The sequence below is a fragment of the Streptomyces sp. CCM_MD2014 genome, from assembly GCF_000772045.1.
Taxonomy (GTDB): Bacteria; Actinomycetota; Actinomycetes; order Streptomycetales; family Streptomycetaceae; genus Streptomyces; species Streptomyces salinarius.
This window is the reverse complement of record NZ_CP009754.1, coordinates 6,647,741-6,662,122: the sequence shown is the minus strand read 5'-3', so window position 1 is coordinate 6,662,122 and position 14,382 is coordinate 6,647,741. Positions and strand designations below refer to the sequence as shown.

The following is a 14,382-nucleotide window of genomic DNA, read 5'->3' as shown; positions in this document are numbered from 1 at the left end:
CAGATGAGACTTCGGCGTTACCTAACACGCATCTAGAGGGATTCAGTGCCGCGAGATGGCGGCCAGCTCGCGCGCCAGCCGCCGCACCGCCGCCTCGGGCGTCTGCCGGCCGGTCATCGCGTCGTGCACGACCGCCTGGACGGCCAGGCTGACCTGGTCGTAGCGCGGGCTCTTGGGGCGCGGGGCGGCGGCGAGCACGCTCTCGCGCAGGGTCGGCAGGTAGGGGAACGCCTCGACGAGCGCGGGGTCCTCGTACAGGTCGGCCCGCACGGGCGGCAGCGCGCCACGGGTGAGGACCTGGCGCTGGACGCGCTCGCTGGTGAGGTACGCGATGAGGCGCGCGGCCGAGTCGGGGTGCTCGGCGTGGGTGCCGACGGCCAGGTTGGAGCCGCCGAGGACGCTGGTGCCGGGGCCGCCGGGGCCGGGCAGCGGTACGGCGCCGACCTTCCCGGCGACCGCGGAGTCCGGGGCGGAGGCGCTGACGTAGGCGTAGGGCCAGTTGCGCAGGAAGAGCAGGCGGCCGTCCTGGAAGGCCTGCTTGGACTCCTCCTCCTTGTAGGTCAGCGCCGCCTTCGGTATCCAGCCCTCGCGCACCCCGCGCGCCAGGAAACCGATGCCCTCGCGGGCCGCCGCCGAGTTCACGGTGACGCGTTCGCCCTCGTCGCCGAGGATGCTGCCCCCGGCCGAGTAGACGGACTCGGCGGCGTTCACGGTCAGGCCCTCGTAGGGCAGGAACTGGCCCGCGTAACCGTCCAGTCCGTGCTTCGGGGCGATGGTCTCGGCGTACCGCTCCAGCTCCGCCCAGGTACGCGGCGGCGGGACGCCCTCGGCGGCGAGGACGTCCTTGCGGTACAGGAGCAGACCGGCGTTGGTGACGTACGGGACGGCGTAGAGCCGGCCGTCGTAGGTCGCGGTGCCGACGACCGGCGGCAGGAAGGTACCGAGCGGGAAGCGGTCGCGGGGCAGCGGGCGTATCCAGTCGGCGGCGGCGAACTCGGAGGTCCAGTTGACGTCGATGTTGAGGACGTCGAAGCGGTGCCGGCCGCCGTCGCGCAGGTCGGTGGCCATCTGCGCGCGGGTCTCGTCGGCGGAGTCGGGCAGTTCGACGAGGGTGACCCGTTCGCCGGGGTGGGCGCGGTTCCAGCCCTCGAGGAGCGGGCCGAGGTAGCCGGTGAGGTCGCCGGCGGTGGCCAGGGTGAGCGGGCCCCGGCCGCTCGCGGCGCCCTCCTGCGCGCGGGCGCCGGAGGCGGCGTACCCGGTCAGGACGACGAGGAGGACGAGGAGGCCCCTACCGGCGGCGTGGATCCACCGCATAGGTTCCTCCCTGTACGCCCTCGTACACCGGTCTCGCCGGCTCGCACCGGCACCGGGCGCCCTCGTCCCGGTCAGAGGCCATGTATACCTGTTAGGTATGCGCGATACTAGGGCGTGGAGCACATCCGGGGACTCGACCAGAAGCGGGAGGACGGCTGAGTGCGCCTGCACCTCCTGGCTCTCCTGGCCCGCGGTCCGGCCCACGGCTACGAGCTGAAGCAGGACCTTGAGCAACTGCTGGGCTCCGCGTACCCTCAGCCGAACGTCGGCCAGATCTACGTCACCCTCGGCCGTCTCGAGAAGACGGGACTGATCGAGGGCGAGGACGTCGAGCAGTCGAGCCGGCCCAACAAGAAGGTCTACCACCTCACCGACGCCGGGCGCGACGAGCTGCGGGCCTGGTACGAGGAGACGGCGGACGAGCCGCGGGTGCGGGACGAGTTCTTCATGAAGCTCGCCCTGGCTCCGCAGACCGGGCTCGCCGACCAGATCGCCCTGATCAACAAGCAGCGGCGGCAGTACCTGAACACGATGCGGCAGCTGTCGAAGCTGGCCGCCGCCGAAGACCGGGACAACCGCATCGCCCACCTCCTCATCGAGGGCGCGATGCTGCACCTGCAGGCCGACCTCGACTGGCTGGAGCGGTGCCAGGAAGAGCTGGAGGAGCTGGAGTGAGCGCTGCGGCGAGTGCCGACCCCGCTCCCGTGCTGCGCGCCGAGGGCCTGGTCAAGACGCACCACGGCGAGGGCGCCCCGGCGCACGCCGTGCGCGGCGTGGACCTGACGGTGCGGCGCGGGGAGTTCGTGGCGGTCACCGGGCCGTCCGGGGCCGGGAAGTCGACGCTGCTGCACCTGCTCGGCGGGCTCCAGCGGCCGGACGCGGGCAGCATCTGGCTGGACGGCGCGTGCACCGACGCCTACGGCGAGGCGCGCTGGGCCGTGGAGCGCAGGAAGCGGATCGGGATCGTCTTCCAGTTCTTCAACCTGGTCTCCGACCTGTCCGTCGCCGACAACGTGGAGCTGCCCGCCCTGCTCGCCGGGCTGCCGCCGAAGCGGGCGCGCGCCGAGCGCGAGGAGCTGCTGGCCGAGCTGGGCCTGACGGGCAAGGAGCGCAGCATGCCCGGCGAGCTGTCCGGCGGCGAGCAGCAGCGGGTGGCGCTGGCCCGGGCGCTGGTCAACCATCCGCCGCTGCTGCTGGCGGACGAGCCCGCGGGCAGCCTGGACAGCAAGGGCACCCGCGAGGTGATGCGGCTGCTGTCCCGCTTCCACCAGCGGGGCCAGACCATCGTGCTGGTCACCCATGACGCGCGGCTCGCCAGCGCCGCCGCCCGGGTGATCAGCTTCTTCGACGGGCGGATAGCCGACGACGCCGAGCTGGACGCCGCCGCGCCACCGCGCCGCCGCCCCGGTGCGTCCGCCGTCCTGGAACTCAAGGACTGACATGCGGGCGTACGACCACCGCGCGCACCGCGCACCGGAGGGCTGAGGCCGTGCGAGCCACCCTGCGCTGGGCCCACTCCGATCTGCGCACCCACCGGGGCGAGGCGCTGTTCCTCGTGCTCGCCACCGCCGGGATCGTCGCGTCGCTGCTGCTCGCCACGGCTCTGTTCGGGTATGCGACCAACCCCTGGCAGCGGGTCTTCACGCAGGCGCGCGGCGCCCACGTCTGGCTGCACACCGACCGCGCCGCCGACACCGGCGAGCTGGCCGCGCTGGACGGCGTCCAGTCCGTCGCCGGCCCCTACCCCACCGCCTCCGCCACCGTCGCCGTACGCGGCACCCGGGCCTCCGTCGAACTGCGCGGCACCGCCGAGCGGCCCGACGTGGGGCGTCCGCTGCTCACCGCCGGGCACTGGCTCGACGCCGGCGACCCCGACGGGGTGGTCCTGGAGACCCGCCTCGCCCGCGCGCTGCTGGCCCAGCCCGGTGACACCCTCACCCTGCCCGGCACCCCGCGGACCCTCACGGTGCTCGGCATCGCCGACAGTCCCGAGCGCCGCTACCGGCCGGGCGAGCAGCCGGGACTGGTGTGGGCACCGCCGGACGCGGTGCCCGACCCCGGCGGTCAGGTGATCGGGTTGCGGCTGACCGATCCCGGGGAGACGGACTACGCCGTGCAGCGGGCGGTGACCGTGCTGGGTGCCGGGGCGATCGGGCAGGTCTCCACCTGGGAGCAGGCCCGCGCGGAGGCCCAGGGCGACAACCGGCTGCTCGGTCAGGTCCTCGGCCTGTTCGGACTGGGCGCGCTGCTCGCCGCGGGGCTGGCGGTGCACGGGGCGATCGGCACCCGGATCAGAGGGCATCTGCGGGACATCTCGGTGCTGAAGGCGATCGGCTTCACGCCGGGCCAGGTCGTACGGGTCTTCCTGCTCCAGCACCTCGCCTACGCGCTGCTCGGCGCGGTGGCCGCCGCCGCGCTCACCCAGGCCCTCGGCAGCCGGGTGCCGGGGCGGCTCGGAGACGCGGTCGGGGTGTGGCAGGGGCTGCCCGGGCACACGATCGCGCTGTTCGTCGTACCGGCGTGCGCGGTGCTGTTCATCGGTGCCACCACCGGACTCGCGGCGTGGCGGGCGGGCCGGGTGCCGCCGGTTCCGCTGCCGCGCCCGGCGGGGGCCCAGGGCGGCGGGCTGTCCGGGGCGGCTCGGCGGGTACTGGGGCTGCGGGTGTTGCGGGTGCCAGTGGGAGCCGGGGCGCGGGGGCGTGGTGCCCGGGGACCTGGTGGCCGGGGTTCCGGCGAGGCCGGTGCCGGTGCCCCGGGTGCCGATGCGTCGCCCGTGGTGCGCGCACTGGAGGTGCGGGTGCCGCCCGCGCTCGTGCTCGGCTGGCACAAGGCGTTCGCCCGCCGCCCGCGCTCGTTCGCCACGGTGGCGCGGCTCACGCTGCCGCTGCTGCTGATCGTGGTGGCGATGAGCGCGTGGACCACCATCGACCGCTTCCACAGCAGCCCCGAGCAGATCGGCCTGCCGACCGCGCTGACCGCCCGCGTGGACGCCGATGACGACGAGCGCGGCATCCGCGCCCTGCTGGAGCGCGACCCCGGGGTCGCCGCCGCCTACCCGGGCGTCGAGGTGGCCGCCCTCGTGCCGGGGCAGACCGCGACGATCGCGCTGCGCGGGCTCGGCACCCGGGCGGACCCCTACCCGTACGCCCTGGCCGAGGGCCGCCGCGCGCAGGGACCGGACGAGGCGGTGGCCGGGCAGGGGCTGCTGGACCTGCTGGAGGTGGAGGTCGGCGACTGGGTGCGGATGACCGTCGGCGACCGGCCGCAGATCCTGCACATCGTGGGCCGCAGCATCGAGCCGGAGAACGCCGGCCGGGTGATCTCGACCTCCCTGGACACCCTCCGGGAGAACGATCCACGGCTCGAACCGGCCCTCTACCAGCTACGTCTGCACGCCGGTGCCGATCCGGACGAGGTCGCCGGGCGGCTCACCGAAGCCGGGCACGGCAGGCTCGACGTGCATGCGGTGGCGAACCCGGCCGACGGGCTCTCCCCGCTGCGCGGGGTGGTCCTCGGACTGGTCGCCGTCCTCGCGCTCGTCGGTCTGATCGAACTGCTCACGGCGATCGGCGGCACCGTCCGGGAGGGCGAACGGGACCTGCTCGCGCTCAAGGCAATCGGACTCTCCCCGCGCCAGATCACCGGCGTCACCGTCACGGCCACGGCCTGCACCGCCCTGGCGGCCGTGCTCCTCGCCGCCGCCCTCGGGCTGCCGCTCGCCCACTGGCTGATCGACGCCCAGGGCGCCTCCAGCGGCATCGGCGCGGGCATCGCCCGGTCCCCCTCCCCCGTCCTCCTGGTGGTCGTCGGCACGGGGGCCGTGCTCGGTGCGGCGGCGCTGGCCGCGGTGCCGTCGGCGCGGGCGGCCCGGCGGCGGCTCGCGGACACGCTGAGCGCGGTGGCCTGACCGGTACGGACGCCGGGCCACCGCGCCCCCCGTTCGGTTCACTGCCGGCCGCGCAGCTCCCGGTAGGCGGCGACCAGTGCCTTGGTGGAGGCGTCCAGGCCCGGGACTTCCGTCCCCTCGGTGAGGGCGGGCTCGATCCGCTTGGCGAGCACCTTGCCGAGTTCGACGCCCCACTGGTCGAAGGAGTCGATGTTCCAGACCGCGCCCTGGACGAACACCTTGTGCTCGTAGAGGGCGATCAGCTGGCCGAGGACGGACGGGGTCAGTTCGGCGGCCAGGATCGTCGTGGTGGGGTGGTTGCCGCGGAAGGTCTTGTGCGGGACCAGCTCCTCGGGCACCCCCTCGGCGCGTACCTCGTCGGGGGTCTTGCCGAAGGCGAGGGCCTGGGTCTGGGCGAAGAAGTTGGCCATCAGCAGGTCGTGCTGGGCCTTCAGTCCGTCGCTCAGCTCGGCCACCGGGCGGGCGAAGCCGATGAAGTCCGCCGGGATCAGCTTCGTGCCCTGGTGGATCAACTGGTAGTACGCGTGCTGCCCGTTGGTGCCCGGCGTGCCCCAGACCACCGGCCCGGTCTGCCACTCCACGGGATTGCCCTCGCGGTCGACGGACTTGCCGTTGGACTCCATGTCGAGCTGCTGGAGATACGCGGTGAACTTCGACAGGTAGTGGCTGTACGGCAGCACCGCGTGCGACTGCGCGTCCAGGAAGTCGCCGTACCAGACGCCCAACAGGCCCAGGAGCAACGGCACGTTGGACTCGGCCGGGGCGGTGCGGAAGTGCTCGTCGACGATGCGGAAGCCGTCGAGCATCTCGCGGAAGCGGTCCGGGCCGATGGCGATCATCAGGGACAGGCCGATGGCCGAGTCGTAGGAGTACCGGCCGCCGACCCAGTCCCAGAACTCGAACATGTTGGCCGTGTCGATGCCGAAGTCCGCGACCTTCCCGGCATTCGTCGACAGGGCCACGAAGTGCTTCGCGACCGCCTTCTCGTCGCCGCCGAGGCCGGCCAGCAGCCAGGAGCGCGCCGAGGTGGCGTTGGTGATCGTCTCGATGGTGGTGAAGGTCTTGGAGGCGATGATGAACAGCGTCTCGGCCGGGTCCAGGTCCCGGACCGCCTCGTGCAGGTCGGCGCCGTCCACGTTGGAGACGAACCGCAGCGTGAGGGAGCGGTCGGTGAAGGCGCGCAGCGCCTCGTAGGCCATCGCGGGGCCCAGGTCGGAGCCGCCGATGCCGATGTTGACGACGTTCTTGATGCGCTTGCCCGTGTGGCCGGTCCACTCGCCGGAGCGGACCCGGTCGGCGAAGCCGGCCATCTTGTCGAGCACCGCGTGGACCTGGGGAACGACGTTCTCGCCGTCCACCTCGATCACCGCGTCCCTCGGGGCGCGCAGCGCGGTGTGCAGGACCGCCCGGTCCTCGGTGATGTTGATCCGCTCACCGCGGAACATGGCGTCGCGCAGCCCGAACACATCGGTCGCGGCAGCCAGTTCCTGGAGCAGGGCCAGCGTCTCGTCGGTGACGAGATGCTTCGAGTAGTCGACGTGGAGATCTCCCACGCGGAGCGTCCAGCCGGTGCCGCGCCCCGGGTCCGCGGCGAACAGCTCACGCAGCCGCACCTCGCCCAGCTGCTCGCGGTGCTTGGTCAGCGCGGCCCATTCGGGCCTCTGGTGCAGCCTGGTACCGCCGTCTGCGTTCACGTCGGACTCGGCCCTCTAGATCTCGCCGCGCAGTTTCGCGAGTGCCTCGGCGAGGATCGCCTCGCCGTCCGCGTCGCTGCGCCGCTCGCGCACGTACGCCAGGTGGGTCTTGTAGGGCTCGGTGCGCGGGGGGTCCGGTGGGTTGTCCCGGTCCTGTCCGGCGGGGAAGCCGCAGCGCGGGCAGTCCCAGGTCTCCGGGACCTGGGCGTCGCTCGCGAAGCTCGGCTGTGTCTCGTGTCCGTTGGAGCACCAGAAGGAGATGCGCAGACGCGGCGCGGACTCGCCGCGCTCGGCCTCGCCCATCGGCCCCGCCCCGACCCGGCTTCCCCGGATCGCGTTGCCACTTGCCACGGTCGTAACTCCCTGCGTGATGGTGCCGCAAAGCGAGTCGGCGTTTCGCTTCGCTGCGAGCGCCTCAGTCTACGTAAGGCCCAACGCGCGTCCAGTGATTGGAGTTACAAGCTCCGATGCGCAGACGCAAGCCCCATGATAGGCCGCGCGGTGGAGCGCGTACCGGACATGGGGCTTTACGTGCACATGTGCTGACGGGTCAGCGTGACGGTTCGTCGTGAGGGGTCAGTTGTTGGCCTTCATGAGCAGGCCGAGCACCACGATGCACGCGAACCAGAGCAGACCGACCACGACGGTGATCCGGTCGAGGTTGCGCTCGGCGACCGAGGAGCCGCCGACGGACGACTGCATGCCGCCACCGAACATGTCGGAGAGACCGCCGCCCTTGCCCTTGTGCATCAGCACCAGCAGCATCAGCAGCAGGCTGAAGACGATCAGGGCGATCGAGAACCCCAAAACCACGGCTGGACCAACTTCCTCGGATTCGGATGAACGACGGTGAACGACGGGGGCACGGTGACAGCAGGCCACCATGCCCCCGCAAGGGTACGACGTATCGCCGCTAGCGCATACTCACTGGTCGATCTGCCTCTCGACCGGGCGCCGGCTACTGGTCGCGGAAGCGGACGATCTTGACGAACTCGTCCGAGTCCAGCGAGGCGCCGCCGACCAGGGCACCGTCGATGTCGGGCTTCGCCATGATCTCGGCGACGTTGCCGGACTTGACGGAGCCGCCGTACTGGATGCGGACCTTGTCGGCCAGCTCCTGGGAGTACAGCTCGGCGAGCTTGCCGCGGATCGCCGCGCAGACCTCCTGGGCGTCGTCGGCGCCGCAGACCTTGCCGGTGCCGATGGCCCACACGGGCTCGTAGGCGATCACGACGGTCTCGGCCTGCTCGGCCGGGAGGTCCTTGAGGCCGCCCTCGACCTGGGCGAGGGTGTGCGCGACGTGGTTGCCCGCCTCACGGACGTCCAGCTCCTCGCCGACGCACAGGATCGGGGTCAGGCCGTGCTTGTAGGCGGCCTTGACCTTGGCGTTGACGATCTCGTCGGTCTCGGCGTGGTACTGGCGGCGCTCGGAGTGGCCGACGGCCACGTACGTGCACTTCAGCTTGGCCAGCATCGGGCCCGAGATCTCACCGGTGTAGGCGCCGCCGTCGTGGGCGGAGATGTCCTGGGCACCGTACTTGATCTTGAGCTTGTCCCCGTCGACCAGGGTCTGCACGGAGCGCAGGTCGGTGAAGGGGGCGAGGACGGCGACCTCGACGGCGTCGTAGTCCTTGTCCGCGAGGGCGAAGGCGAGCTTCTGGACGTGGGCGATGGCCTCCAGGTGGTTGAGGTTCATCTTCCAGTTGCCCGCCATCAGCGGCGTGCGGGTGGTCATCGGGGTCAGTCCTCCAGTGCGGCGAGGCCGGGGAGCGTCTTGCCCTCGAGGTATTCGAGGGAGGCGCCGCCGCCGGTCGAGATGTGGCCGAATGCGTTCTCGTCGAAACCGAGCGTGCGCACGGCGGCGGCGGAGTCGCCGCCGCCGACCACCGTGAAGCCCGGGGCGTCGACGAGGGCCTGGGCGACCGCTTTGGTGCCCTCGGCGTAGTCGGGGTGCTCGAAGACGCCCATGGGGCCGTTCCAGAAGACGGTGGCGGCGTCGGCGAGCTTCGATGCGTACAGCTTGCGGGTCTCGGGACCGATGTCCAGACCCTCCTGGTCGGCCGGGATGGCGTCCGCGGCGACGGTGGCGGGGTTGGCCGGGGCCTTGGTCTTGAGGTCCGGGAACTCGGACGCGACCAGGACGTCGACCGGCAGGACGAGCTCGACGCCGTTCTTCTCGGCGCGCTCGATGTACTCCGTGACCGCCGGGATCTGGTCCTCCTGGAGCAGGGAGATGCCGACCTCGTACCCCTTGGCCTTGAGGAAGGTGTAGGCCATGCCGCCGCCGATGAGGAGCCGGTCGGCCTTGCCGAGCAGCTGGTCGATGACGGCGAGCTTGTCGGAGACCTTGGCCCCGCCGAGGGCGACGACGTACGGGCGCTTCACCTCGTCGGTGAGCTTCTTGAGGACGCCGACCTCGGTCGCGATGAGGTACCCGGCGTAGTGCGGCAGCCGCTTCGGCAGGTCGAAGACCGACGCGTGCTTGCGGTGCACCGCGCCGAAGCCGTCACCGACGTAGACGTCCGCGAGGCCGGCCAGCTTGTCGGCGAAGGCGGCGCGCTCGGCGTCGTCCTTGCTGGTCTCGCCCGCGTTGAAGCGCAGGTTCTCGATGACGGCGACCTGGCCGTCGGCGAGGCCGGAGACGACGGCCTCGGCGGAGGTGCCGACCGTGTCCTCGGCGAAGGCGACGTCGGTGCCGAGCAGTTCACCGAGGCGGGCGGCGGCCGGGGCGAGGGAGAAGGCGGGGTCCGGGGCGCCCTTGGGGCGGCCCAGGTGCGAGGCCACGATCACGCGGGCGCCCGCGTCGGCCAGCGCCTTGACGGTGGGCACCACGGCGCGGATGCGGCCGTCGTCGGTGATGGTGGTGCCGTCCAGCGGGACGTTCAGGTCGGCGCGGACGAAGACGCGCTTGCCCGCGACGCCTTCGGAGAGCAGTTCGTCGATCGTCTTCAAGAGGGCTCCTGGGTTCTCGGATCGCTCGTGATCCTACGAGGGCTGGTGGCGGCGGACGCGACGCAGGGCCCGGACGGCGCGACCTTGCGCTGCCCGAGCCCTGCTACCGCATCGAGGTGCCTTGCTGAAGTCGATCAGAGCTGGTTGCCGACGAAGACCGTGAGGTCGACGAGGCGGTTCGAGTAGCCCCACTCGTTGTCGTACCAGCCGAGGATCTTCACCGACTTGCCGTCCTGGACCATCGTCATGGACGAGTCGAAGGTGCAGGAGGCCGCGTCGCCGACGATGTCCGAGGAGACGATCGGGTCCTCGGTGTAGAACAGGAAGCCCTTGAGGTCGCCGCCGTCGGCGGCCTTCTTGAACGCGGCGTTGACCTCGTCCTTGGTGACCTCGCGCTGGAGCTCCACGACCAGGTCGGTGGCCGAGCCGGTCGGGACCGGGACGCGCATCGCGATGCCGTCGAGCTTGCCCTTGAGCTGCGGCAGGACCAGCGCGGTGGCCTTGGCGGCACCCGTGGTGGTCGGGATGATGTTCTCCGCGGCGGCACGGGCGCGGCGCAGGTCCTTGTGCGGGAAGTCCAGGATGCGCTGGTCGTTCGTGTACGCGTGCACCGTCGTCATCAGGCCCTTGACGATGCCGAAGTTCTCGTCGAGGACCTTCGCCATCGGCGCCACACAGTTGGTGGTGCAGGAGGCGTTGGAGATGACGTGGTGGTTCGCCGGGTCGTACTTGTCCTGGTTGACGCCCATCACGATGGTGATGTCCTCGTCCTTGGCCGGGGCCGAGATGAGGACCTTCTTCGCACCACCGGCGATGTGCTTCTCCGCGTCCGCCTTCTTCGTGAAGATGCCGGTCGACTCGATCACGATGTCGACGCCCAGCTCGCCCCACGGGATGTCGGCCGGGTTGCGCTCGGACAGGACCTTGATGGTCTTGCCGTCGACGGTGATGGTGTCCTCGGTGTGCGAGACCTCCGCCTTGAGGCGGCCGAGGATGGTGTCGTACTTCAGCAGGTGGGCGGTGGTCGCGGTGTCACCCAGGTCGTTGACAGCCACGATCTCGATGTCCGCACCCTGCTCCAGCAGCGCGCGGAAGTAGTTACGACCGATGCGGCCAAAGCCGTTGATGCCTACGCGGATCGTCACGAACCGATCTCCTCGTTGGTACGCCGGCCCGATGTGCCGGCGAGCTGTATTTGGGATGTCCCCGACCACCTCCGACCCTACCTCTCCACGGCGTCGGGGGTGACATCGAGACGGCCCATACCCGGCAGGGCGGTCCGTACCCGCCAGTAGGGGTACGGACCGCCCCGGGCGCCGGGGACCGATCACCCGATTTCGCTACACCGGACCAGTCCCCCGCAGGCCGGTCTTCACTCGTCCAGGGCACGCAGCGCCTGCTGGACCAGTGCCGCGCGGGCGGCCGGCTCGGCGAGGTGCTCCAGGCCGAAGCCGAGCAGCACGGTGTCGTCCGTGGTGACGGCGCCGTAGGTCTGGAACAGGGTCCCGGTGCGGGTCCAGTCCTTCAGGACGGCGGGGCTGCCCTCGGGCGGTCCCGAGACCTGCCAGGCGCCCAGCGAGGACTCGAAGCCCTCGGTCTGCGTCGCCGTGCCGCCGACGACCAGGGATGCCTCGTCGGCGAGGACGCCGCGGCCGCCGCTGCCCGGGTCGGTGACGTAGGCGATCGACAGCTCGACGGACTTCCCGGCGTAGGCGCTCAGGTCGAACTCGACCTGCTTCCAGCCCCCGGAGGAGCCGGTGAGGCTGTTCCACTGACCGGTGGTGCCGGTCGCGGTGCAGCCCTCGTCGGACAGGGTCAGGTAGTGCCCGAGCCAGGGGTGCTCGCCCATGTAGAAGCCGGCGGCGCACTCCGCGGGTACGGCGGTGCCGGTGGCGCCGTTCGCCTCGGGCAGCGTGGTCCAGTCGTCGGCGCCGGTGGTGTGCGCCTCGACCAGGGCGTGGTCGTAACCGCGCTCGGTGTCCCACAGCAGCCGGGTGCGGAGCGTGGGGCGGTCGGCGGCGGTGACACCGGTGAGGTCGACGGTGCGGGTGAGGCGCTTGTAGGCGTCGTCGGTGTGGACGGCGGCGGCCATCCACTCCCCCGCGTAGGGCCCGTACGGGTTGACCGTCCCGGCGAACTCGCCGGCGCCCGCGCTCGCGAACTGCGGGTAGGCGTCGGGGTCCAGCTCGTCGGAGGTCACGCTGTAGGTTCCGGCGGCGTCCAGCGGGTTGCCGGGGGCGTCGCCGAGGGTCCCGCCGGTTCCGCCGAGCTTGCCGGAGCCGGTGAAGCCCGTGGCGCCCGAGGTGGCGGTGCGGGTGTAGGCGCCCAGGTAGTACTGGCTGAAGTCGTCGGAGAGGGTGCCGCCGCCGAGGTCGACGTCGCCGCCGGCCTGCTCGCCGGCCTCGATCAGCTTGCCGCCCTCGTTGAGGAAGGCGCGCAGCTGGAGCTGGGTGGCGTTGCCGGGCACCGCGGCGCCCGTGTAATGGACGACGGTGTCGAAGTGGCCGAGGACGCCGAGCGCGTCGGGAGCGCCCTGCGTGGCGACGTCCCAGACGGCGGCGCGGTGGCCGCTGGCCTTGAGGGCGTCCACGTACGTCTGCGTCTGTGTGGCCTTCGCGCCCTCCTCCGCGACGACGAGGACGTCGGCGCGGGGCCGCTCGGCGACCGTGTACGTGAAGTGCGCGCTCTCGGTGCGTTTGCCGTGCCGGTCGTGCTTGCCGTGCCGGTCGTGGCTGTCGTGGGTGCCGCGCGGTGTCTCGCCGGTGAACCAGACCTCGACGCGGTCGCCGGGGTCGGCGCCCCGGACGCTGGCCCGGTATTCGTCGAAGTAGAGGTTGTCCTCCCCGCCGTACGTCTCGCCGCCCCGCCAGGGCCGCAGTTCCGTGTCGTGGGTGCGTCCGCCGTTGACGCGGTACTGCAGCTCCTTGTCGCGCACGGACTTGCGGACGACGACGGAGACCTCCTGGTCGGCGCCGCGCGCGTAGGAGGTGGTGAAGGGGGCCGGGGTGAAGGCGGCGGCGTCCAGGCCGACCGAGGAGGACGGCCGGTCGGGGTGGGCGGCGCTCTCGGCGACGGAGAGCGCGAAGGGGATGTTCTTGGCGAACTCCTGCTGGATCAGTTTCTCGTCGTCGGGGAAGTTGAAGCCCGACTGGCAGTCGCGCGCGTTCCACTGGTCGTCGGGGTCCACGTCGGAGGCCGTCTGGCAGGTCGACATCTCCGGGGTGAACATCGCCATGCCGTTGACGTTGGCCGCGTGCCCGTCGGCCTCGCCGTTGGTGGTGTACAGCTCGGAGGAGACCTGCGGGTGGTAGCCGGGGATCGCGGAGTTGTCGGGCGTGCCGGCGAGCGCCTTGTAGAGGACGTCGTCCGGGGTGTTGGTGGCCACCTGCCAGCCGACGCCGTAGAGGAGGAGCTCGGCGGCGGAGTGGTAGTTGATGCCGTACGTGAAGCCGATCCGCTTCTGGAAGGCGTCGAGCGCCTTGGTCTCGGGCTCGGAGCCGGGGCTCGCGCCGCGGTAGGTCTCGCTGGTGGGGTTGGGGGACGAGCCCTCGTCGTCGTAGCCCCACTTGTAGGCGAAGTTGCGGTTGAGGTCGACGCCGTCGCCGGTGCTGATCGCGCCGTCGCCGTTGACGTCGCGCAGGTTCTTGCGCCAGAGGCGGTTGTCGTCGCTCTCGAAGGTGTAGTCGTAGCCGTCGGGGTTGGCCGACAGGACGAACCACAGTTCGGTGGAGTCGACGATCTTCCTGATCCGCCGGTCGTTCTTGTAGTTGTCCAGGTAGTGGTGCATCAGCCGCCGGGTCATCTCCGGGGTGATCCACTCGCGCGCGTGCTGGTTGGACATGTAGAGGACGGACGGCTTGGAGCCGTCCCTCGACTTCTTCGCGTGCTTGGTGAGCTTGAGCGCCAGGATGTCCTGGCCCCGCACGGTCTTCCCGATGGAGACGACCTTGGTCAGACCGGGGTTCTCCCGGGCGGTCCGCAGGATCTCCTCGCGCAGGCCGCCGCTGCCGCTGTACGGGCGGAAGACTCCGTCGGCGGCGCTCTCGACCCGCTGCTCGGCCTGGGCGGACAGGGTGTGCTCGGTGAGGTCGACGCCCTGTTTCTCCAGCGTGCCGGCCTGCTTCTCGGTGAGGTAGAGCTCCACGGCGGCCGTGCCGCGGTCGGGTACCTGCTCGCCGAGCTCGTGGCCGTCCTGGCCGGCGGCCAGCAGCAGGGGTACCTGCTCCTTGGTGACGTCGGCGCGGAAGACCTTCACTTCGTCCGCGTCCGGGGTCGCCGGGTCCGCGGGTTGTGCCTGGGCGATGGGTGCGAAGCCCGCTCCGCCGATCAGGAGCGCGCCGAGGGCGAGGATCGATCTCGCTCTTCGTCTCATGTACCCCCCTAGGTGGGGCCTGTCCGACAGGCCTGGGTCCGCCACAGTGGCGAACAGGTGCCAGGCTCATGACAGCTCATGATCGAGTCAAGAGTGCGGCAAGGACACGCCGAAGCCGGTACCGGTCACCCAAGTGGGCGCCG

At 71.4% G+C, this 14,382-nt stretch carries 11 protein-coding genes; 3 read left to right on the top strand and 8 right to left on the bottom strand.

The genetic code is table 11. From position 1 onward, the window contains the following. Nucleotides 1-42 precede the first annotated feature (42 nt). Nucleotides 43-1,314: an ABC transporter substrate-binding protein gene (locus tag NI25_RS29590; protein ID WP_061445375.1), complete on the bottom strand. Its 1,272-nt coding sequence runs from the start codon at nt 1,312-1,314 to the stop codon at nt 43-45. A gap of 159 nt (nt 1,315-1,473) precedes the next feature. Here NI25_RS29590 and NI25_RS29585 point away from each other — a divergent pair, with 159 nt between their 5' ends. From NI25_RS29585 to NI25_RS29575, 3 genes are read left to right on the top strand one after another with little or no spacing between them, the layout of a single operon-like run. Then, the gene (locus NI25_RS29585; protein WP_061445374.1) at nt 1,474-1,989 is read left to right on the top strand and encodes a PadR family transcriptional regulator; all 516 of its coding nucleotides are present in this window, start codon (nt 1,474-1,476) and stop codon (nt 1,987-1,989) included. Then, on the top strand, nt 1,986-2,753 hold the full coding sequence (locus NI25_RS29580; protein ID WP_061445373.1) for an ABC transporter ATP-binding protein: 768 nt from the start codon (nt 1,986-1,988) through the stop codon (nt 2,751-2,753). The genes NI25_RS29585 and NI25_RS29580 overlap by 4 nt, the downstream gene beginning before the upstream one ends. Before the next feature lie 50 nt (nt 2,754-2,803). After that, nucleotides 2,804-5,221, top strand: a complete 2,418-nt coding sequence (locus tag NI25_RS29575; protein ID WP_061445372.1) for an FtsX-like permease family protein — start codon at nt 2,804-2,806, stop codon at nt 5,219-5,221. 38 nt (nt 5,222-5,259) lie between these two features. Here NI25_RS29575 and pgi read toward each other — a convergent pair whose 3' ends face one another. From pgi to NI25_RS29540, 7 genes are all read right to left on the bottom strand, one after another. Then, nucleotides 5,260-6,915, bottom strand: coding sequence for a glucose-6-phosphate isomerase (pgi, locus tag NI25_RS29570; RefSeq protein WP_061445371.1), 1,656 nt, complete (start codon nt 6,913-6,915; stop codon nt 5,260-5,262). 15 nt (nt 6,916-6,930) lie between these two features. Then, nucleotides 6,931-7,266: an RNA polymerase-binding protein RbpA gene (locus tag NI25_RS29565; RefSeq protein WP_003976875.1), complete on the bottom strand. Its 336-nt coding sequence runs from the start codon at nt 7,264-7,266 to the stop codon at nt 6,931-6,933. A gap of 225 nt (nt 7,267-7,491) precedes the next feature. Beyond that, nucleotides 7,492-7,728 (bottom strand): preprotein translocase subunit SecG, encoded by a 237-nt coding sequence (gene secG / locus NI25_RS29560; protein WP_078884770.1) that lies wholly within the window; start codon nt 7,726-7,728, stop codon nt 7,492-7,494. A 145-nt stretch (nt 7,729-7,873) separates the two neighbouring features. Beyond that, complete coding sequence (gene tpiA, locus NI25_RS29555) at nt 7,874-8,650, bottom strand: triose-phosphate isomerase (RefSeq protein ID WP_061445369.1); 777 nt, start codon at nt 8,648-8,650, stop codon at nt 7,874-7,876. A 5-nt stretch (nt 8,651-8,655) separates the two neighbouring features. Beyond that, nucleotides 8,656-9,867, bottom strand: coding sequence for a phosphoglycerate kinase (locus NI25_RS29550; protein WP_061445368.1), 1,212 nt, complete (start codon nt 9,865-9,867; stop codon nt 8,656-8,658). 134 nt (nt 9,868-10,001) lie between these two features. Then, the gene (gene gap, locus NI25_RS29545) at nt 10,002-11,012 is read right to left on the bottom strand and encodes a type I glyceraldehyde-3-phosphate dehydrogenase (RefSeq protein ID WP_061445367.1); all 1,011 of its coding nucleotides are present in this window, start codon (nt 11,010-11,012) and stop codon (nt 10,002-10,004) included. A 227-nt stretch (nt 11,013-11,239) separates the two neighbouring features. Continuing rightward, the gene (locus NI25_RS29540) at nt 11,240-14,239 is read right to left on the bottom strand and encodes a M14 family metallopeptidase (RefSeq protein WP_061445366.1); all 3,000 of its coding nucleotides are present in this window, start codon (nt 14,237-14,239) and stop codon (nt 11,240-11,242) included. Between the last annotated feature and the right edge of the window lie 143 nt (nt 14,240-14,382).

Coding starts and splice junctions, on each gene's coding strand:
- NI25_RS29540 (WP_061445366.1), bottom strand. CDS start 14,239: ATGAGACGAAGAGCGAGATCGATCCTCGCCCTCGGCGCGCTCCTGATC.
- tpiA (WP_061445369.1), bottom strand. CDS start 8,650: ATGACCACCCGCACGCCGCTGATGGCGGGCAACTGGAAGATGAACCTC.
- NI25_RS29590 (WP_061445375.1), bottom strand. CDS start 1,314: ATGCGGTGGATCCACGCCGCCGGTAGGGGCCTCCTCGTCCTCCTCGTC.